The sequence below is a fragment of the Prevotellamassilia timonensis genome (genome assembly GCF_900106785.1).
Lineage (GTDB): Bacteria > Bacteroidota > Bacteroidia > Bacteroidales > Bacteroidaceae > Alloprevotella > Alloprevotella timonensis.
In genome coordinates this window covers 776,697-797,329 of the sequence record NZ_LT629845.1, presented here as the reverse complement: position 1 = coordinate 797,329, position 20,633 = coordinate 776,697, and the positions used below count along the sequence as shown (strand labels likewise).

General features: G+C 42.4%; 16 protein-coding genes. 12 read left to right on the top strand and 4 right to left on the bottom strand.

The annotated features are described in order from the left end of the window. Window positions 1-323: 323 nt before the first annotated feature. From BQ5453_RS11745 to spt, 12 genes are all read left to right on the top strand, one after another. Window positions 324-1,676, top strand: a complete 1,353-nt coding sequence (locus tag BQ5453_RS11745) for a Na(+)-translocating NADH-quinone reductase subunit A (protein WP_071123339.1) — start codon at window positions 324-326, stop codon at window positions 1,674-1,676. Between the two features lie 6 nt (window positions 1,677-1,682). Beyond that, window positions 1,683-2,849 (top strand): NADH:ubiquinone reductase (Na(+)-transporting) subunit B, encoded by a 1,167-nt coding sequence (locus BQ5453_RS11740; protein WP_071123338.1) that lies wholly within the window; start codon window positions 1,683-1,685, stop codon window positions 2,847-2,849. Window positions 2,850-2,924: 75 nt separating this feature from the next. Beyond that, window positions 2,925-3,641, top strand: coding sequence for an NADH:ubiquinone reductase (Na(+)-transporting) subunit C (gene nqrC, locus BQ5453_RS11735; protein ID WP_071123337.1), 717 nt, complete (start codon window positions 2,925-2,927; stop codon window positions 3,639-3,641). Window positions 3,642-3,742: 101 nt separating this feature from the next. Next, the gene (locus BQ5453_RS11730) at window positions 3,743-4,372 is read left to right on the top strand and encodes an NADH:ubiquinone reductase (Na(+)-transporting) subunit D (protein ID WP_022102952.1); all 630 of its coding nucleotides are present in this window, start codon (window positions 3,743-3,745) and stop codon (window positions 4,370-4,372) included. Between the two features lie 98 nt (window positions 4,373-4,470). Next, window positions 4,471-5,097, top strand: coding sequence for an NADH:ubiquinone reductase (Na(+)-transporting) subunit E (nqrE, locus tag BQ5453_RS11725; protein ID WP_022102953.1), 627 nt, complete (start codon window positions 4,471-4,473; stop codon window positions 5,095-5,097). 18 nt (window positions 5,098-5,115) lie between these two features. Next, window positions 5,116-6,384, top strand: coding sequence for an NADH:ubiquinone reductase (Na(+)-transporting) subunit F (gene nqrF / locus BQ5453_RS11720; protein ID WP_071123336.1), 1,269 nt, complete (start codon window positions 5,116-5,118; stop codon window positions 6,382-6,384). 222 nt (window positions 6,385-6,606) lie between these two features. Next, the gene (pheT, locus tag BQ5453_RS11715) at window positions 6,607-9,072 is read left to right on the top strand and encodes a phenylalanine--tRNA ligase subunit beta (protein ID WP_071123335.1); all 2,466 of its coding nucleotides are present in this window, start codon (window positions 6,607-6,609) and stop codon (window positions 9,070-9,072) included. A 61-nt stretch (window positions 9,073-9,133) separates the two neighbouring features. Beyond that, complete coding sequence (locus BQ5453_RS11710; RefSeq protein ID WP_022102956.1) at window positions 9,134-9,865, top strand: YebC/PmpR family DNA-binding transcriptional regulator; 732 nt, start codon at window positions 9,134-9,136, stop codon at window positions 9,863-9,865. Window positions 9,866-9,994: 129 nt separating this feature from the next. Next, the gene (locus BQ5453_RS11705) at window positions 9,995-10,243 is read left to right on the top strand and encodes a TIGR03905 family TSCPD domain-containing protein (protein ID WP_202614968.1); all 249 of its coding nucleotides are present in this window, start codon (window positions 9,995-9,997) and stop codon (window positions 10,241-10,243) included. Window positions 10,244-10,841: 598 nt separating this feature from the next. After that, window positions 10,842-11,309, top strand: coding sequence for a C-GCAxxG-C-C family protein (locus BQ5453_RS11700; protein ID WP_143033431.1), 468 nt, complete (start codon window positions 10,842-10,844; stop codon window positions 11,307-11,309). 86 nt (window positions 11,310-11,395) lie between these two features. Then, window positions 11,396-13,351, top strand: coding sequence for a DNA primase (gene dnaG / locus BQ5453_RS11695; RefSeq protein ID WP_071123333.1), 1,956 nt, complete (start codon window positions 11,396-11,398; stop codon window positions 13,349-13,351). A gap of 226 nt (window positions 13,352-13,577) precedes the next feature. Beyond that, window positions 13,578-14,765: a serine palmitoyltransferase gene (gene spt / locus BQ5453_RS11690; protein WP_071123332.1), complete on the top strand. Its 1,188-nt coding sequence runs from the start codon at window positions 13,578-13,580 to the stop codon at window positions 14,763-14,765. A 484-nt stretch (window positions 14,766-15,249) separates the two neighbouring features. On the opposite strand, the gene BQ5453_RS11685 is transcribed toward spt, so the two are convergent. From BQ5453_RS11685 to menD, 4 genes are all read right to left on the bottom strand, one after another. After that, the gene (locus BQ5453_RS11685; protein WP_022102963.1) at window positions 15,250-15,810 is read right to left on the bottom strand and encodes a 30S ribosomal protein S16; all 561 of its coding nucleotides are present in this window, start codon (window positions 15,808-15,810) and stop codon (window positions 15,250-15,252) included. Window positions 15,811-16,098: 288 nt separating this feature from the next. After that, window positions 16,099-16,899 carry a glycoside hydrolase family 25 protein gene (locus BQ5453_RS11680; RefSeq protein ID WP_071123644.1) on the bottom strand — a complete coding sequence of 267 codons (801 nt, stop codon included), beginning with the start codon at window positions 16,897-16,899 and terminating at the stop codon, window positions 16,099-16,101. Between the two features lie 240 nt (window positions 16,900-17,139). Then, window positions 17,140-18,780, bottom strand: a complete 1,641-nt coding sequence (locus BQ5453_RS11675; protein ID WP_071123331.1) for a diphosphate--fructose-6-phosphate 1-phosphotransferase — start codon at window positions 18,778-18,780, stop codon at window positions 17,140-17,142. 226 nt (window positions 18,781-19,006) lie between these two features. Continuing rightward, window positions 19,007-20,632, bottom strand: a complete 1,626-nt coding sequence (gene menD / locus BQ5453_RS11670) for a 2-succinyl-5-enolpyruvyl-6-hydroxy-3-cyclohexene-1-carboxylic-acid synthase (protein ID WP_071123330.1) — start codon at window positions 20,630-20,632, stop codon at window positions 19,007-19,009. Window position 20,633: the final 1 nt, after the last annotated feature.

Genomic DNA, 20,633 nt, shown 5'->3' with positions numbered 1-20,633 from the left:
CTGTAAGTGCACTTTGCCGCCAGTGACAGCGTGCAGACGGTTGTGCATACAGAAAACGGCGTTGTCTACACGCTTTTATCCGTTGACTATCAGGACTTTACAGTAGAAAAGTGTAGAGTGCAGACAAAACACGTTTGGCAATGTGTAGATAGTGTGCAGATGTTGCAGGGAAGGTCGGAATACAGCTAATAATTAGAAGTAATTGGCAGGGGCATATCAAAATTTTGCGGTTGATAGTCGGTTAAGTCTTAAATGTCAAAGCAAAAATTTTTGTGAAATACTTTTTTATATGTAATTTTGCGCAAAATCTATTTATTCGTTTAATGAAAACTTTGTACAAAATTAAGAAAGGCTTAGACCTTAAATTAAAAGGTGAAGCCACAGCCAAGCTTTCAGCAGCTGCTCTAAGTAGCGAGTATGCGGTAATGCCTGCAGATTTTCCAGGCATTGTACCACGTACTGTTGTAAAAGAGGGCGACAATGTGCTGGCAGGGCAGGCCCTGTTTGTAGACAAAGCTACAGAACGTGTCCAGTTCGTATCACCTGTTAGTGGTACAGTGGTGGGCGTTGAGCGTGGCGAGCGTCGCAAATTGCTGCGTTTCCGTATTAAAGCCAATGAAACACAAGAGTTTAAGGACTTTGGAGTAAAGGATTTATCTAAGCTTACAGGCGATGAAGTAAAAGAACTGATGCTTGAAAGTGGTCTGTTCGCATTTATGCGCCAGCGTCCTTATGATGTGGTTGCCAATCCGAATGAAGCTCCGAAAGCCATTTTCGTTTCTGCATTCAACAAAATGCCCTTGGCAGCAGACTTTGGCGTTGTAGTGAAAGGTTTCGAACAGGATTTCAAACTTGGTATTCGCGCCTTGGCTAAGATAGCCAAAGTACATCTGGGCATCTGTCCTGAGCAGATAAATTCGGAGATTTTGCCTATTGAGGAGGCAGAAGTAAGCGTTTTTGATGGTCCCAACCCTTCGGGCAATGTGGGCGTGCAGATAAACCACGTGTCGCCAGTCAATAAGGGTGAGGTTGTTTGGACACTTGGAGCCGAGATGGCACTCGTGTTGGGTCGTTTGATCCGTACCGGCAAGTTGTCTCTTACAAGACGTATTGCGGTGGCAGGCTCATGTGTAAAGGAACCTCATTATGTAGAAACCATAATTGGCGCTCCATTGGCTGATATACTGAAGGGTCAAATTGATAATGTGGAGCATACACGCATTATCAACGGAAATCCGTTTGTCGGCTATAAATCTGCAATTACTGATTCCCTTGGAGCATTCAGCACAGAGGTGTGTGTAATACCCGAGGGCGATGATGTAAACGAAGCATTCGGCTGGATTGCACCCCGTCTTAATGATTTCTCAACAAGTCATAGCTATTTCTCGTGGCTCTTTGGCAAAAAGAAATCATACGACCTGGATTGCCGTGTCAAGGGTGGTGAACGCCACATGATTATGAGTGCAGAGTATGAACGTGTGTTCCCTATGGACATTTATCCAAGCTATTTGATTAAGGCTATTCTCACAGGTGATATAGACCGCCAGGAAGCTTTGGGTATCTATGAGGTGGCTCCAGAGGATTTCGCTGTGGCGGAATTTATTGATTCATCAAAGCTCGAACTGCAGCGAATTGTACGTGAAGGCTTGGATATACTGAGAAAAGAAAACGCATAAAAGACAATGATAAAGCAAATATTTGATAAATTACGCCCGACCTTTGAGGAGGGTGGCAAACTGAAGGCTTTCCGTTCAGTTTTTGAAGGAATGGAGACTTTCATGCTCGTGCCAAATACGACGTCAAAGGTGGGTGTCAGCGTACACGATGCCATTGACTCAAAGCGAATAATGTCTTTCGTCGTTATAGCGCTTTTGCCGGCACTGTTGTTCGGTATGTACAATATTGGATACCAAAATGCGCTTGCTGCCGGCAAACTGGCTGAAACTTCGGCTATATCGATGTTTCTGTATGGTTTACTGCTGGTATTGCCCAAAATTGTCGTATCTTATGTTGTAGGACTTGGCATTGAGTTTGCGGTAGCGCAGTGGAAGCATGAGGAAATACAAGAAGGTTACCTCGTGACAGGTATTTTGATACCACTTATTGTGCCCGTAAATTGCCCATTGTGGATGTTGGCTTTGGCTGTTGCCTTCTCGGTTATTTTCTGCAAGGAAATATTTGGTGGCACTGGCATGAATATCTTTAACCCTGCTTTAGTAGCACGCGCATTCTTGTTCTTCTCATACCCAACGAGCATGAGTGGTGACAAGGTTTGGGTAGCGAACGAACAAGTATGTGGCTTGGGATATGTGCTCCCCGATGGAACAACGATGGCAACGCCTCTTGGAGAGGTGGCTTCGGGTAGTATGCCTACGGCAAGTTTGAGTGACACTATACTTGGTTTAATACCTGGTTCAATTGGTGAAACATCAGTGATTGCCATAGCAATAGGTGCGATTATCTTACTTTTTACTCAAATCGCTTCGTGGCGCACAATGGTCAGTGTATTTGTAGGTGGCGCCTTAGTGGCCGTGCTTTTCAATATGCTTGGCTTGTCGGCTAATGCAGCAGCGAATATGCCTTGGTTTGAACATCTGACAACAGGTGGTTTCTGCTTTGGTGCTGTATTTATGGCAACAGACCCCGTTACGAGTGCACGCACCGAAAAGGGTAAATATATTTATGGTTTCCTGATTGGTGCCTTGGCCATATTGATTAGAGTACTCAATCCGGGTTATCCCGAAGGCATGATGCTGGCCATATTGTTTATGAATATGTTTGCACCGCTGATTGACTATTGTTTTGTGCAAAGCAATATCAACAAACGTATTAAACGAGCTGGTAAGTAGTTGAATTAGGTAATAAGCAAGGAATGATGCGTTGAAGCACGTCCATTCTTGCCGATAACCATTAAATGACACAAAATGAATACAAATAAAAATTCATATACTATCGTCTATGCAACGGTAATGGTTGTTATTGTTGCATTCTTGCTCGCGTTTGTTTCGTCTGCCTTAAAGCCAACGCAGGACAAGAACGTGGCCTTGGACAAAAAAAAGCAAATACTTGCTGCTTTGAATGTGCGAGGATTGAATGATGCGCAGGACATTGAAAGCAAGTACAATGAATGCGTGATGTCTGACATGATTGTAAAGGCTGACGGCTCTGTTGTGGCAGAAGGCAAAAGCAAGGAAAACGATGGTTTCAAAGTTGAGAACAAGAACATAAGCGCTAATTGCTTGCCCGTCTATATCTGCAAGGTTAATGGCGAAACAAAGTATGTGGTTCCTATGACAGGCCGCGGTCTTTGGGGTGGCCTTTGGGGCTATATGGCCATTAACGCAGATCTGCAAACCGTATATGGTGCTTATTTCTCTCATGAGAGTGAAACTGCCGGACTTGGTGCCTTGATTGCGGAAGAAAAATTCCAAGATCAGTTCAAAGGTAAGCAACTCTTTGCAAATTCTAACGACAGCGAAATAGCTTTGACTGTAGTGAAAAATGGCAAGGTTGAACCTGAGAAGAAGAATTATCAAGTAGATGGTATCACAGGTGCTACACTGACATCGAATGGTGTGGCAAACATGATACACGATGGCTTGCAGCAGTATATAGGCTACTTCTCAAAAACTAAGAAATAAGTAAAAGCAGTTGAGTTACTGCGATATGGTATTGAACTATCGAAAATATGTAATCGCAGTTGTTTGGCTTTAATAATAAACCTCTAAACTCTTTTTCTAATATGAGTTTATTTTCAAAAGAAAACAGAGATGCCTTGACAGGGCCTCTTAACTTGAACAACCCTGTGGCTGTACAAGTATTGGGTATCTGTTCGGCTTTGGCTGTAACCTCTCAGTTAGAACCCGCTATTGTGATGGGTCTTTCGGTGACAGTAATTACGGCTTTTTCGAATGTTATAATTTCGCTTTTGCGTAAGACCATACCCAATCGTATACGTATCATTGTACAATTGGTGGTGGTGGCTGCCCTTGTGACGCTCGTGTCGCAGGTGTTGAAGGCGTATGCCTACGATGTAAGTGTACAGCTTTCTGTATATGTAGGTCTTATCATTACAAACTGTATTTTGATGGGACGCCTCGAAGCCTTTGCCATGATGAATGGTCCGTGGGAATCTTTCCTGGACGGTATAGGCAATGGATTGGGTTATGCCTGGGTGCTTGTGGCAGTGGGATTTGTACGCGAACTTCTTGGCAATGGAACCTTGCTCGGTTTGCGTGTGATACCCGAATGTATCTATGCGTCTAATGGCGGTTTCTATGTGAACAATGGTATGATGACAATGCCCGCCATGGCACTCATATTGTTGGGTTGCTTGATTTGGGCCTTGCGAGCAATCAATAAGGAGGCTTGATACATACCCTGATAGGGATATACGGCTCGTGATATAATTCGGTTTATGTGAGTGACCCGTATGTCCGTGTTCTAACATCATATAATATAATTCTAATAATGGAACATCTATTAAGTCTGTTTGTCCGCTCCATTTTCGTGGACAATATGATATTTGCATTCTTTTTGGGTATGTGCTCTTATTTGGCAGTATCTAAGAATGTCAAGACAGCCTTGGGACTTGGCGTGGCCGTAACGTTTGTGCTTTTAATCACCGTGCCTGTTGATTACTTGTTGCAAACAAAGGTGCTCGGCCCTGATTGTCTTATTCAAGGCGTTGACTTGTCTTTCCTTTCTTTTATTTTGTTCATTGCAGTGATTGCTGGTATCGTGCAGTTGGTTGAAATGGTTGTAGAACGCTTTTCGCCATCACTCTACGCTGCGCTTGGTATATTCTTGCCACTCATTGCTGTAAACTGCGCCATCATGGGTGCCAGCCTTTTCATGCAGCAACGCATAGGCATGGAACCTGGTAGCACTCAATATATAGGTAATGTGGTAGATGCTTTAGTCTATGCATTGGGTTCTGGTATTGGTTGGCTGTTGGCTATTGTGGCATTGGCTGCAATTCGTGAGAAGATGGCTTATACCAATGTGCCGAAGCCTTTGCAGGGACTTGGCATCACGTTTATCACCGTTGGTTTGATGGCCATGGCGTTTATGTGTTTCTCAGGTTTGAACATTTAATCACAACAAGAATTGACAATGGATTTGAATTTAATTTTATCAAGTATTGGGGTATTCTTGGTGATTATACTCCTTTTGGTGGTCATTTTGCTCGTCGCTAAGAAATACCTTTCGCCCAGTGGCAAAGTGACTGTTACCATCAATGGCAAAGATAAGGTAGAGGTAGAACAAGGTAGCAGCCTTCTCACTACGCTCTCTGAAAACGGCATCTACTTGCCCTCGGCATGTGGTGGCAAAGGCAGTTGCGGACAGTGCAAGTGCCAAGTAGTTGAAGGCGGTGGCGAAATATTGGATTCTGAAAAAGGACACTTTACTCGCAAACAAGTGAAGGAGCATTGGCGCCTCGGTTGCCAGTGCAAAGTGAAAGGTGATCTCGAAATCAAGGTGCCCGACAGCGTGCTTGGCGTAAAAGAGTATGAGTGTACTGTTATCTCAAACAAGAACGTTGCAACCTTTATCAAGGAGTTCAAAGTTCAGTTGCCACAAGGTGCACACATGGACTTCTTACCAGGTTCTTATGCTCAGATAAAAATCCCTGCATTCAGCATGGACTATGATAAGGATATAGATAAGAGCCTTATTGGCGAGGAATACCTTCCCGCATGGAAGAAGTTCGGATTGTTCCCCTTGAAATGTGTCAATACTGAACCGACAGTGCGTGCATATTCGATGGCAAACTATCCTGCAGAGGGAGATGTGTTTATGCTCACCGTGCGTATTGCAACACCGCCCTTTAAGGCTGATAGAAGTGGGTTTATGGATGTAAATCCTGGTATCGCTTCTTCTTATATTTTCACGCTCAAGCCTGGCGATAAAGTTATTATGAGTGGTCCTTATGGTGACTTCCACCCACATTTCGACTCAAAAAAGGAAATGATATGGGTAGGCGGTGGCGCAGGTATGGCTCCGCTTCGTGCACAGATAATGCACATGACTCGTACGCTTCATTGCACAGACCGTGAAATGCATTATTTCTATGGTGCTCGTGCTTTGAACGAGGTGTTCTACTTGCAGGATTTCTTGCAATTGGAAAAGGATTTCCCAAATTTCCATTTCCATCTTGCGCTCGACAGACCAGACCCCGCAGCCGATGCTGCAGGCGTAAAGTACACGGCTGGATTTGTACACCAGGTGATGTATAATACCTATCTGAAGGATCATGACGCTCCCGAGGATATTGAATATTACATGTGCGGCCCCGGACCGATGTCGAAAGCTGTAGTAGGAATGCTTGATAGCTTAGGCGTAGAGCCCGAAAGCATCATGTATGATAATTTTGGCGGATAAAATTGGTTCAGACCAAGGTCATATTTTGATTGTGACCTTGGTCTGAATTGTTTTGGGGGAGATGCTGGCAGATTTGTGGGGGAATGTAAACATGATTATATAAACTGTTTTTTGAATACCTACTTAATAGCCGAAATGCGGCAGTTAATCGTGGGTATTTCTTTGCTATCAGCAAAAAAAAATGTACTTTTGCCCGAAAATATAAATTTATAGCACAAAGCAATGAATATATCATACAAGTGGCTTAAAGAATACGTCGATTTCGACCTTAATCCGCAAGAGGTAGCTGATGCGCTAACAAGTGAAGGACTTGAAGTTGATGGTGTAGAAGAAATTCAAGCTATTAAAGGAGGCTTGGAAGGTCTTGTCGTAGCACACGTTTTGACATGTGAGCCGCACCCAAATAGTGACCACATGCATGTGTGCCAGGTGGATCTGGGCACAGGTGAACCTGTACAAATTGTGTGCGGTGCTCCGAATGTGGCTGCTGGACAGAAGGTTATCGCAGCAACGCTCGGTACAAAATTATACGATGGCGATCAATGCTTTACTATAAAGAAGTCGAAGTTGAGAGGTGTTGAGAGCTATGGCATGTTGTGTGCAGAGGACGAAATCGGGGTAGGTGAGAGCCATGATGGCATCATCGTATTGCCCGAGGATGCTGTGACTGGCATGAAAGCTGCTCAGTATTACAACTTGGAGAGTGATTGGGTAATTGAGGTTGACATAACCCCCAATCGCGCTGATGCTTGCTCACACTATGGTGTAGCCCGCGATTTGTATGCGTGGCTTATTCGTAACGGTTATAAGACGTCTCTACATCGCATGGACGTGTCGGGCTTTAAGGTAGACAACAATGACTTGAATATCGATATTGATGTCCAAAATACTGAAGCATGTCCGCGCTATTGTGCAGTTACTATCAAGGGCTGCGAGGTGAAGGAAAGTCCTGAATGGCTTAAAGAAAAATTAAACACAATAGGATTGCGTCCCATCAACAATATTGTTGACATTACGAATTACGTAATGATGGCTTATGGACAGCCGTTGCATTGCTTTGATGCAGACATGATAGACGGAAATAAAATTGTGGTTAAGGCAATGCCTGATGGTACAAAATTCCAAACGCTTGATGGCGTGGAGCACACATTGACAGACCGTGATTTGGCTATTTGTAATGCAAAAGAACCGATGTGTATCGCTGGTGTGATGGGCGGACGTGGTTCTGGCACCTATGATACAACAAAGGACGTGCTGTTAGAAAGTGCATATTTCCACCCAACATGGATAAGAAAAAGCGCTCGCCGTCACGGCTTAAGTACAGATGCCTCTTTCCGTTTTGAACGTGGCGTGGACCCCGACGGCCAGATATATGCACTTAAAGTTGCAGCTATGCTGGTTAAGGAATTGGCCGGCGGTACTATAAGCATGGATATCAAAGATGTGGAAGCCGAAGGCTTGGTGAAGAAATTTGAAGTAAAGCTTGACTACAAGTATGTTCACGATTTGATTGGCAAGACGATTCCTGTTGAGGTGATAAAGGAAATTGTTACTTCGCTTGATATGAAGATCGTTGGCGAAACTGAGGACAGCATATCACTTGAGATTCCAGCCTATCGTGTTGATGTACAACGCCCTTGCGATGTGGTGGAGGATATCTTGCGTATTTATGGTTACAACAATGTTGAAATTCCTACCTCTGTAAAGTCGAGCCTGACAATTAAGGGGGATGTGGATCGTTCAAATAAATTAGAGAATATAATAGCTGAGCAACTTGTTGGACAAGGCTTCCGCGAAATACTGAATAATTCTCTTACAAAGGAAAGCTATTATGACGGACTTGAAACATATGCACCTGCCGAATTGGTACGGGTGTTAAATCCGTTGAGTAGCGACTTGAACGTGATGCGTCAGACTTTGTTGTTTGGTGGCTTGGAGAGCATCGCACACAACGTTAATCGTAAGAGCAAAAATCTGCGTTTCTTTGAAACTGGTAACTGCTATTACTATAATTCAAAAAAACACACTGCAGACCATTCGCTTAATGCATATAGCCAGGCTCATTTCATCGGTCTATGGCTCACCGGGAATCATATAGAAGGTTCGTGGGCTCATGCAAACGAAGCTACTTCTGTTTACCAGTTGAAGGCCTATGTGATGAACATCTTGGTACGACTGGGTTATGAACTTGGTGGTATGCGCATTGGACAGGGTTCTAATGATATCTTTGCTAAGAGCTTGTCTGTTTCTGATAGGAATGGCAAGGTCCTGGTAGAGTTGGGACTTGTGGCAAAAGCTATTACATCACGCTTTGATATAGACCAAGAGGTTTATTACGCTGAAATAAATTGGTCTATGTTGACGAATAAACTGCAGAAGAATACCGTGTCTTTCAAGGAAATCAGCAAATATCCGGCTGTAAGCCGAGATTTGGCCCTTTTGATTGATAAAAATGTGGAGTTTGCACAGATTGAGCAAATAGCTCGCAACTCTGAAAAGAAATTATTGAAGAAGGTTGAGCTCTTTGATGTTTACGAAGGCGATAACTTGCCTGAAGGTAAAAAAAGCTATGCGGTGAACTTCGTATTGCAGGACGAAACGAAGACAATGAATGACAAACAGACGGATGCCATTATGAAAAAAATTGTCGCTAACCTTGAGAAGCAGCTGGGCGCTGTACTTCGTTAGTAGTTTTTCCTGACGAGCACATTATTCATTGATTTTCAAACCAAACTAAATATAATAACACATGGGAAGAGCTTTTGAATACAGAAAAGCTACGAAATTGAAGCGTTGGGGCCACATGGCACGTACATTTACGAAATTGGGAAAACAGATAGCTGTTGCTGTAAAGGCAGGCGGTCCTGAACCCGAAAATAATCCGACACTTCGTGCAATCATCGCAACATGCAAGCGTGAAAATATGCCCAAAGATAATATTGAGCGTGCAATAAAGAATGCTTGCGGTAAGGATCAAAGCGATTACAAGACTATGACTTATGAGGGCTACGGCCCCCATGGAGTAGCCATTTTTGTTGATACTCTGACCGATAATGCTACTCGCACCGTTGGCGACGTTCGCTCGGTATTTAACAAGTTTAACGGCAACCTTGGTACAATGGGTTCGCTTGCTTATCTCTTTGACCATAAGGCTGTATTCACCATTCGTAAGAAGGAAGGCGTTGATATGGACGAACTCATTCTCGACCTTATAGATTATGGTGTGGAGGACGAATTTGACGAGGACAGTGAAGAAAATAGCGTTACCATATATGGTGATCCTAAATGTTTCGCTCAGATTCAAAAGCATCTCGAGGAAAATGGTTTCGAAGTGCTTGCTGCAGAGTTTACATATATTCCAAACGATGTGAAGGACGTTACTCCCGAAGAACGTGAAAGCATTGATAAAATGGTTGAGCGTCTTGAAGACTTTGACGACGTACAAACTGTTTACACTAATATGAAGCCTGCTGAGGATTGATACGGTGTATCTTCCCTTGGATAGAATAACGCACAAAATACGGGTAAAAAGTTTGTAGCGAGACAAACAACTGGAGAATTTTCCTTCGTTTGCTACAAACTGTTTACCCGTATTTTTAATTTGATTCAAATGAAACAAATGGATTTTCAACCTCAGGGTACTTGCTCCAAGTTGATACATATAGAACTTACTGATGACGATCGTGTTTCTGATGTGTCATTTGTAGGAGGGTGCCCGGGAAATTTGAAGGGCATTAGTGCTTTGATTAAGGGTATGCACAAAGATGATGTTATTTCACGTCTTTGCGGCATAAAATGTGGCAACAAGTCTACATCATGCCCGGATCAGTTAGCCTGTGCTCTTAAACAAATGAATTAAGTTTTTTGTGTAGGCACGCTGTTAAGTAATAAAACATTTTGAATGCGATCAGGCCTCGGAGGACTTAGTAGATATGACGATAAGATGCTGTTCTTTATTGTCTATTTACTTCGTATTCGGCTGGTCCGATTTCAGTATGATATACAGTGTGTCCGTCTGTTTTAGATATATAGATAAAGCCAAAGGTGACCTTTGCCGCCTTTATGTCTTTGTAATCAGCGCTGCTTTTCAGACGCTGCAAAAGCATTTGATGGAGTAGGGGAGCATTGCTGCTGTAAAACGGCTCATTCGTTCCGTTAAGTGAAATAATATGACGTATATATCCTTCGATTTGAATCGTACGTTAAACTGTCAAGAGTTGTTCCACTTTCTACCTCAATGGGACATCTGTTAGTAGTAAATTCTTTTGCTTTTCTCTCTAATTCCTTATCAAAACCATCTTTACATGATATTAGTATTGTTGGCAAGAGAAGCAGCAAATATCGTACAAAATAATTAGTCATTTATAATATGCTTGTTATTTACACAAAGTTCAAACCTTTGTGCAAAGGTAACAAGATATATCGTTTAACTGCAAGATAAAATGGTAAAAGTTCATATTACGCCAGAAGAGGCTGATTTGCGTGTTGATCGCGCAGTACAGCTTTTCAAAGAAGGATATAATTGTTCACAAAGCGTAGTTGGAGCATTTGCTGATCTCTACGGATTTACGCAGGAACAGGCTTTGCTCATGTCGGCATCATTTGGAGGTGGCATTGGTCGTATGCGACAAACTTGTGGTGCAGCTTGTGGTATGTTTGTTTTGGCAGGTTTACAAAGTGGTACAACCATCGGCTCTGACCGTGAAGGTAAAAGCCGCAATTACGCAATGGTACAAAAACTTGCTGAATCTTTTAAGCAAATAAACGGTAGTATCATTTGCGCGGAACTTCTCGGACTTAAACCAAATGCTGAAATCACAGCACAAGCCTCTGAACGCACAGATTCTTATTACAAAAAGAGACCATGCTCTGAAATGGTCAGAACCGCGGCCCGGCTCTTTGCCAATGCTATATCGCAGGATTGACATCACTCTCTCGTTTTGAAAAGAATGTATGTTATGTTTAATAGCGAATTACCGATCAACGTATAACACCCCCTATTCTGTAATTTATGATTGACAGGGCTACTATTCAGCGAGTAATGGACGCCACAGATATTGTAGATGTGGTGAAGGAATTTGTGACCTTACGCAAATCTGGTGCAAATTACAAAGGTTTATGTCCATTTCACAACGAACGTACACCTTCCTTTAGCGTATCACCAGCTAAGCAACTGTGCAAATGCTTCTCATGTGGAAAAGGCGGCAATGCTGTTCACTTCTTGATGGAACTGGAGCAGATGACCTATCCAGAGGCAATAAAATGGTTAGGACGCAAATATGGTATCGAAGTCAAAGAGAAAGAGTTGACCGATACAGAGCGAATTGAACAGAGCGAACGTGAAAGTATGTTCGCTCTAAATGAGTGGGCCAACAATTATTTTCAAAATATATTGCATGATAACGTTGATGGCGTTGCAATCGGCATGGCATACTTCCGTTCGCGTGGTTTTCGAGATGATATAATTAGAAAATTCAATCTTGGATATTCGTTAGAACAACGTGACGCTTTTGCTAACGCTGCCATGGCACATGGTTTTAGTAAAGAATACTTGCTTAAAACGGGATTGTGTTATCAAACAGAAGATGGACACTTGTTCGATCGATATCATGGTCGCGTCATTTTTCCTGTGCACACTGTTTCCGGGCGTGTTGTGGCTTTTGGCGGCAGAGTCCTGAATACTGAAAAGCACAAGAACGTTGGTAAATATGTCAATTCTCCAGAGAGCGAGATATATAGCAAAAGCCATGAGCTATATGGACTTTACCAAGCAAAACAAGCTATCGTGAAACATGGTAGATGTTTCTTGGTAGAAGGATACACGGACGTTATATCCATGCATCAATCTGGAGTGGAAAATGTTGTCGCTTCGTCTGGTACATCGTTAACAGAGGGACAAATACGTCTGTTACATCGTTTTACTGAAAACATAACGGTACTTTACGATGGTGACGCTGCAGGTATTAAGGCAAGTTTGCGTGGTATAGATATGTTACTTGCCGAGGGCCTGAATATCAAGGTTCTTTTGTTGCCAGATGGCGATGACCCGGACAGTTTTGCACGCAAACACCGGGCTGAGGATTTTCAAAACTACATTGATCAGCACCAAGTAGATTTCATTAAATTCAAAACAAACCTTCTCTTGAAAGGTGCGGAAGGAGACCCTATCAAACGTGCCGAATTGATAACAGATGTGGTTCATAGTATCTCTGTTATTCCCAATGAGGTCGTGCGTCAGATGTATATCAAGGAAAGTGCTGTTTCCCTGTCAGTTAATGAAGAACTGATTGTTAATGAAATAAACAAGCAGCACCGCAAACAGGTATCATCAGACTATTCGGGTGATGAAAACAAACAACAGCCTGATGGTTCTGACGAACATGGTACTCCGTCTCATGCGAATAACACAGTTAAAGGTAATGCTGAAGAGGAGATGTTGGCGTCTTTGGTCGTGAAATTCGGGAATATGTATATTGATGCGCTTAGAACTGAAAGCAGTGCAAACTCTGAAGGTCAAGTTACTGTTGCTGCGTTTATTGAAGACAGCCTCAAGTCAGACGGGCTAACTCTTACTACTCCTCTACTCAACCAAATATTGACCGAGGCATTGAGGTTGTCAGCCAACAAGGAGTGGGAATCCCTACCCTATTTCCTTAATCACCCCGATCCACGAATTAGTAAATTTGCTGCAATGGTGGGCCAAGATGATTTTATTTTGAGTAGCCGGCAACGTGAGCAATATGTCGAAGATAAGTATAAACTCGATGATATTGTACCACGCATACTACACGACTACAAGCATGCAGTGATAAAAGGTCAATTGCAACAAATACTAATACAACTGCGCAATCCCCAGTTACAGACTGACACCTTAAAGGCCGAATCCTTAATGAAGGAGTATATGCAATTAAGCCAGATTGAGCGTAAATTGGCAAAAGTATTAGGCGATCGTGTAGTACTGAAATAAATAAGTAACTCAATGGTAACTATCAGCGAAATCTTCATTGCAAGCTTGACAAAACATAGATTATTAGCTAACCATTTATGAGCAATAGCACAGAAAATACAATAACGTGCATTTTTTTAACTAAGCACTTAGCCATTTATAAAAAAATGCTTACCTTTGCTCATATAATAACGAACAAAGAATGGCGCTGATTGACCCTCAATGCGCTATAACAAGAAAATAAAAAATGGGCATATTACAAGACAGATTAGCAAAATACACCTTGCCACAACAATACAAAGCAAAGGGTGTATATCCTTATTTCCGTGCAATTGAAGGTAAACAAGGTACCGAGGTTGAGATGGGTGGACATCACGTGTTGATGTTTGGCTCAAATGCGTATACCGGACTGCCCGGTGACGAACGCATTATTGAGGCAGGTATTAAGGCCATGGAAAAATATGGTTCAGGTTGTGCTGGTTCGCGTTTCCTTAATGGTACGTTGTACCTGCATTTGCAACTCGAAAAAGAACTGGCCGAATTTGTAGGTAAGGACGATGCTTTATGCTTCTCTACGGGATTTACTGTAAATTCTGGTGTTATTCCCGCTCTTACAGGACGTGAGGATTACATCATCTGCGACGATCGCGATCATGCCTCTATTGTGGACGGCTGTCGTTTATCGTTCTCAAAGCGTCTGAAATATAAGCACAATGATATGGCTGATTTGGAGCGTCAATTACAAAAATGTGCTCCCGAGTCTGTCAAACTGATTGTAGTAGATGGTGTGTTCTCTATGGAAGGAGATTTGGCCAATCTGCCTGAAATCGTAAAACTTAAGCATAAGTACAATGCCACTATCATGGTAGATGAAGCACATGGTATTGGAGTATTCGGTCATCAGGGACGTGGTGTGTGCGACTATTTTGGCTTGACCGACGAGGTAGACTTGATCATGGGCACATTTAGTAAGTCTCTTGCTTCAATCGGTGGATTTATTGCTGCAGACGAAAGTATCATAAATTGGTTACGCCATAATGCGCGTACATACATTTTCTCTGCTTCAAATACGCCTGCTGCTACAGCTTGTGCGCTTGAAGCTTTGCATATCATTCAGAATGAACCTGAACGTATTGAAGCTCTGTGGGATGTAACCCGTTACGCATTGAAACGATTTAAGGAAGAGGGCTTCGAAATAGGCGACACAGAATCACCTATCATTCCGCTGTATGTGCGTGATACAGAAAAGACTTTTGTTGCAACAGCGCGTGCCTTTGATGAAGGTGTGTTCATTAATCCAGTGATTCCACCAGCATGCGCCCCTCAAGACACGCTCGTGCGTGTAGCTTTAATGGCCACTCATACAAAAGAACAAGTAGATCGTGCTGTAGCCGCCTTGCGCAAGGTGTTCTGCGAGTTAGGCATAATTAAATAACGCATTTCTATAACAATACAATAAAGGATTTGACAATATTATAAGCTGCATTGTAAGATTCGAAGAGAATCTTTCAATGCAGCTTATGTCTTATTTGGAGTTCACAGAATAGCATCAAAGGTAAGCATCCCATGCAAGTCGTATTGAAAAGGCTCCTATAAAGTCTGAATTTTACAGACAAAAAGTACTTATGTTTTGTCTGAACGAAAATAACATCTACCATCTCTATACTCAAGGCATAGATATGCGAAAGAGCGTAGAAGGATTTTGCGGCACTATTCGTACGTATCAGTATAGTCCTACTAATGAAGTCTATGTTCTTGCGAATATGGTCTGGGTATTATACCAAGGAGTACAATAAGTAGGACGGTCCATCAAGCTATAGACAAGCTCTACCCAATTTATTATGCCCAAATAAGAAAAATAGGAGATAAGTACTTGATAGCACTTATCTCCTACTCGATTGCTCAAAAGAACGAATAAATTAAGCTTCAGCAGGTGCTTCTGTAGCTTCCTCTGCGGGAGCGTTTTCAGCTTCTGCAGCAGCCTTTGCGGCAGCTTCGGCTTCTGCTTTAGCAGCAGCTTCAGCAGCCTTCTTTTCAGCTACCTTCTCTGCTATCTTTTCGTTAACCTTCTTTTCAGCTTCGAGACGAGCTTCAGCAGCAGCTTTCTTGTCAGCAGCCTTCTTGTCAGCAGCGGCAGTTGCCTTTGCGTCCTTAGCTTGCTTCCAAGCATCAAATTTAGCCTTTGCTGCAGCTTCATCAAATGCGCCCTTGCGTACACCACCATTAAGGTGTTTCATGAGCATCACACCTTCATTAGAAAGGATGTTGCGTACGGTGTCAGTAGGCTGTGCACCATTTTCTACCCAATACAAGGCGCGTTCAAAATTCAAATCTACTGTTGCAGGATTGGTGTTGGGATTGTATGTACCAATCTTTTCAGTAAACTTACCATCACGTGGTGCTCTTACGTCAGCGATTACAATGCTGTAAAAAGCGTAGCTCTTACGGCCATGACGCTGCAAACGGATTCTTGTTGCCATTTGTTTTTTATTTTTATAGGTTTGAATTATGCCATTATCTCGTAACGGCGCTGCAAAGTTACTATTTTCCTTTTGATTTACAAAGCATTCTCATACAAGTTGTAATTTTAATTGAAGTGGCTTTGTTTATAAATTCGTGTAAGAAATGCAATTCTATTGCAGTAGAATGTGCTGAGAATCGCAGAAGTTCGGAGTGGCAAGGAAAATTTCTCCTATTTCGTTCATATTCCATTTGTTTATGACAAACTTAATTCTCTGCTAAAATAAATAGCCCTTCCTTAATGCGACTTACCAATCCTTTACTATACAGAGGCGTTTCAAATCATACATAGAACCATTGTATATATTCAAATCTACATTTCCTTTTATTCCGTCAATGTGTCCGCAATCTGTGTGTTGCCAAAAACGCCATTTGCCGCTATATGTTAATGAGTGTACGTAATAGTGTGCAATCCAGTATGGATATCTGTCAAACTCTTTTGTATTTAGGTAGTCTTTCTTGAATTTGTAATTTGTGTAGATTATAGGGGGAACGCCATATTCCTTTTCCACCACCCTTAACCAAGTGAGTGAAGCTTTTCGTAATTTTTCTACAGAAAGATTGCCTTTCTCCTCGATATCAAGCACAGGGGGAAGGTCACCCTCTTCAAGATGAACCTGTTTAAGAAAGTATTTAGCTTGTACAGTGGCTGACACATTAGGTTTGAAATAATGATATGCACCGCGTAAGAAACCATTGTCTCTTGCTTGATAGAAATTGTCGTTGAAATTTTTATCAAGATGATTTTCACCTTCTGTCGCTTTGATAAATATAAAGCTTATAGTTTCTCCGTTTACAGTCGCATTTTTAACCTTATGCCAATCTATGTCACCTTGATGATGACTTATATCTATACCATGAATAGAGAAACCCTCTGGATACATTTCATTGCCATTCAGAGCTTGCCATTTTAGGCTGTATGGTACTACAAAATAGATGTACACAAAATAGCAGAAAATGCCAACTAAGCAGATAATAGAAAGTCTGATGAAAAGAATTCGCGCCTTTTGGTTGATATTGCGAAATGCTGATATCGCCTTCTCCTTCAAAGAGGTATGTCTCTTGCTGCGAGAATATGTGCGACGGCTTCGTGTTGGTTTGTATGCACCTCCCCTACTCTTCTTGCAATTTACTCTCACTGTTTTTCTATTTGAAGGATTCTTTAGGACCATATTAAAAAGTAAAAAGAGGATAAACGATATACAATGTATTAAAGAATATACTTCACCACGATTGCTATCGTTTATCCTCGCTCTATATCAACTCTTCATTATTTGAAGAGCATGTTATTATTTACCCTGTTCTAATTTCAGAGTAGCAGTGCATTGGTCACAAACTTCAGATGGACCCCAGTACTGAATAGGACCAGGATAAACGAAGCAAGTTTTTTCAGCCCATTCTGCACGATGCTCAGCAAACTTCTTGAAAGGAGCACCATCCAAACGAACCAAAGCCTTTTTGATAACGGGCTTCATCTTGCCGTTACGGCGTTCCATATTCATCATCATAGTAATAGGCACACCGCCGGCTACCCATTGTTCTGCAGGTGCAGTAGTGTTCTTTACAATAGCCATATAGCCAGTCTTGCCATTAGCAACGAGCTGTGCTGCGCTTGTACCGAGTGCATAGCAATAGTCTGCATCGTAGTTTGAAGGTGCTGCGCAACGACCCTCGTAACCAAAGAAGTGGTGCTGTGCAGAGAATTTGCCTACAAACTTACCTTCCTTCTTCCATGCAGCAAGTTTGTTGCCAACCATTTCAGAGAGGAGCTTCTCGGTTTCAATGAGCGAGACTTGTACGTTTCCGTGAGGGTCACGTTCCATTGTAAGCTGCTTGGCAACGCCTTCGGGAAGGCTATCGTAGATAGCAGCATTCTCCTTTGACAATTTGCCAAGAATCCAGGCGCGTTGTTCAGCTGCTGCTACAGTTGCAGCTTCCGGTGTAGCCAAAAGGTCATTCAATTCAGCAATAAGCTTTTTCATTGCAGGAATGAATTCAATCAAACCTTCCGGAATCAATACAGTACCAAAGTTGTTACCATTAGCTGCACGTTTTGCAACAATCTCAGCAATATATGTTACGATGTCATCAAGAGTTTGGTTCTTTGCTTCAACCTCTTCGCTGATGATACATACATTAGGCTGGCACTGAAGGGCGCATTCCAATGCGATATGGCTGGCTGAGCGACCCATCAACTTGATAAAGTGCCAATATTTACGTGCTGAATTGGCATCACGCTGAATGTTACCTATAACCTCTGCGTAAGTCTTGCATGCAGTATCAAAACCGAATGAAGTTTCGATCTGGTCATTTTTCAAGTCGCCATCAATAGTCTTAGGGCAACCGATAACTTGTACGCCGCAGTTATGAGCAGCATAGTACTCAGCCAACACGCATGCGTTAGTATTCGAATCATCACCACCGATAATCACGACAGCTTTGATGCCTAACTCGCGAATAATTTTCAAGCCACTTTCAAACTGATCTTCTTCCTCAAGTTTAGTACGGCCAGAACCAATCATGTCGAAACCACCAGTATTGCGGTAATCGTCTATGATGGCATCAGTAAGTTCGATGTACTTGTGGTCAACCAAACCGCCAGGTCCCATCAAAAAGCCGTAAAGCTTGTTTGCGGGGTTCTGCTTCTTGAGTTCATCATACAGACCGCAAATCACATTGTGACCGCCAGGAGCCTGACCACCCGAAAGGATGATGCCAATATTCATTGGAGCATACTCTTTCTTTTCGTTTGTGGGAACAAACTCTACCAAAGGCATACCATATGTGTTAGGGAACAATTTCTTGATTTCCTCTTGATCACCTACACTTTGAGTGGGTTCACCTTCTTTGATACTTACATTGCCACGCAAGCCTGCGGGCAGCTTGGGCTGGTAAGCAGCACGTGCAATTTGTAATGCGCTTTTTTCCATGAAAATTGAAGTTAATATTCGTCTTTTAAGTTGGTTCGTATTATTAAGTGATATTCCGTGTATTGTCAGCACAGGCCAACTACATGAAAAATCCCGAAATATTTCCTTTGCAAAGTTAGTTATTTTTTGTGTTACGCTACATTTTCAGATTGTTTATTTTGCGTTACAGCTAAACTTTGCATGCCATGATGGTGTTCAAAATGTCAGATATTATTATAATGGACAATCACCCATTAACAAATACCTCAACAATTTGTGAACCGCCATCGGGTACTATAAAATGTTCTAAGGCAGGACGCAGGTCGTCAAAATTTTGAACGCCAGTATAACCTATATGGAATGTTTGTGCAATTCCTGCAGCCGTATAAGTCTGTTGTCCAGCAGCTATAAATTTGTCGCGTGCCGGTGACTTCTCTAATCCCTTCAACTGGTCAAAGATACCGCCATGATTATTATTGAGCAACAATATTCGCAGATTTGACGGTAGTGACACGTTCCATAAGGCATTCGCATCATAGAAGAAACTTAAATCGCCTATTATGACAATGCTAAGTCCCCACATCTTCATCGCATATCCAACAGCCGCAGACAATGAGCCCTCAATGCCGTTAACGCCACGGTTGCAAAGGATTGGTTGCACACCCGACTTGAAATAATTGCCAGCTATTCTTACTGATGAGCTGTTGGCCAAATGCAATGTATAATCACAAGCGAGTGTTTGCATTTTCATATACAAATGCCTAATGACACAATTCATTGTCAAATGCTCCTCATCTGCCAATAATCCCTCTTCTAATATCTTTGCGGTATCGGCAAGCCTGCGTTCAGCTTTGGCAACACCCTCATGCTTTCGGGGAAGTTTCATTGATAGTTGTGCCAAGGCTGGCTGAACAGCTGATTGAATTTTGTATTGCAAATGGCAGAAAGTGTCTATCAAACCTTGTCCCTCGTCTATTCGTATTACACGACATGAGGTATTGCGTAACAGACTTTTGAATGATTTGTGGATAAAGTTTCCTCCAATTTGCACCACCAAATCAGGTTCTAATGCATCAGCTTGCGTCGAAAGATAGTCAAAAGCATTCATCAAATAATTGCCTGGCACATCTGATATAATTTCAGGCAATACAAGCATCTGCTCGTTTACAACGATATCAGCAACTTCCTTACGAATGTCGCCCTTTTCATATTGGCCAATTAAGAGCACTGGCAATTTAGCATTCGCTATAATGTCAACAATGTTTTGTGGTATTGGAGTGCTACTTGTAGGGCAAGTTACGCTAATTACGCGTTCATTGGGCAACTGCACCGTATTAAAGCTAAACATAGGCTCTTCTATTGCCACGTTAATATGTGCAGGTCCGCCCTCACCATGATATAGGCTATTAAGGGCCTCATTGATATGCAAATTATTAACCCAGCAGTCACCTTCGCTTCGTGGCGGATTGATTTGTGCCGTTCTACAATAAGGTTCCAAAGCACCAGTTTGCTGCAGAGTCTGACCGTCATATTGGCCAATCCACTGTAGTGGTCTATCTGCCGAAATAACAAGTAACGGCAAGTGTCGGTAGTACGCCTCGGCAACAGCCGGCACACAATTAAGCAATGCTGTGCCTGATGTGACACACACTATTGTTGGTTCTTGAGTAGCCAAAGACATTCCCAGGGCAACAAATGCTGCACTGCGTTCGTCTGTAACAGGGTGTATGCTTACTTTGCCTTGTCGATGTATTTCATACAAATTATGAACAATCGTCGCATTACGCGACCCAGGACACACCACGGCATTGCGTATATTGTAAGCTACGAGTAGTGCTGTTAATTGGTTTACTTGTGTTGTGTCGCAATACATT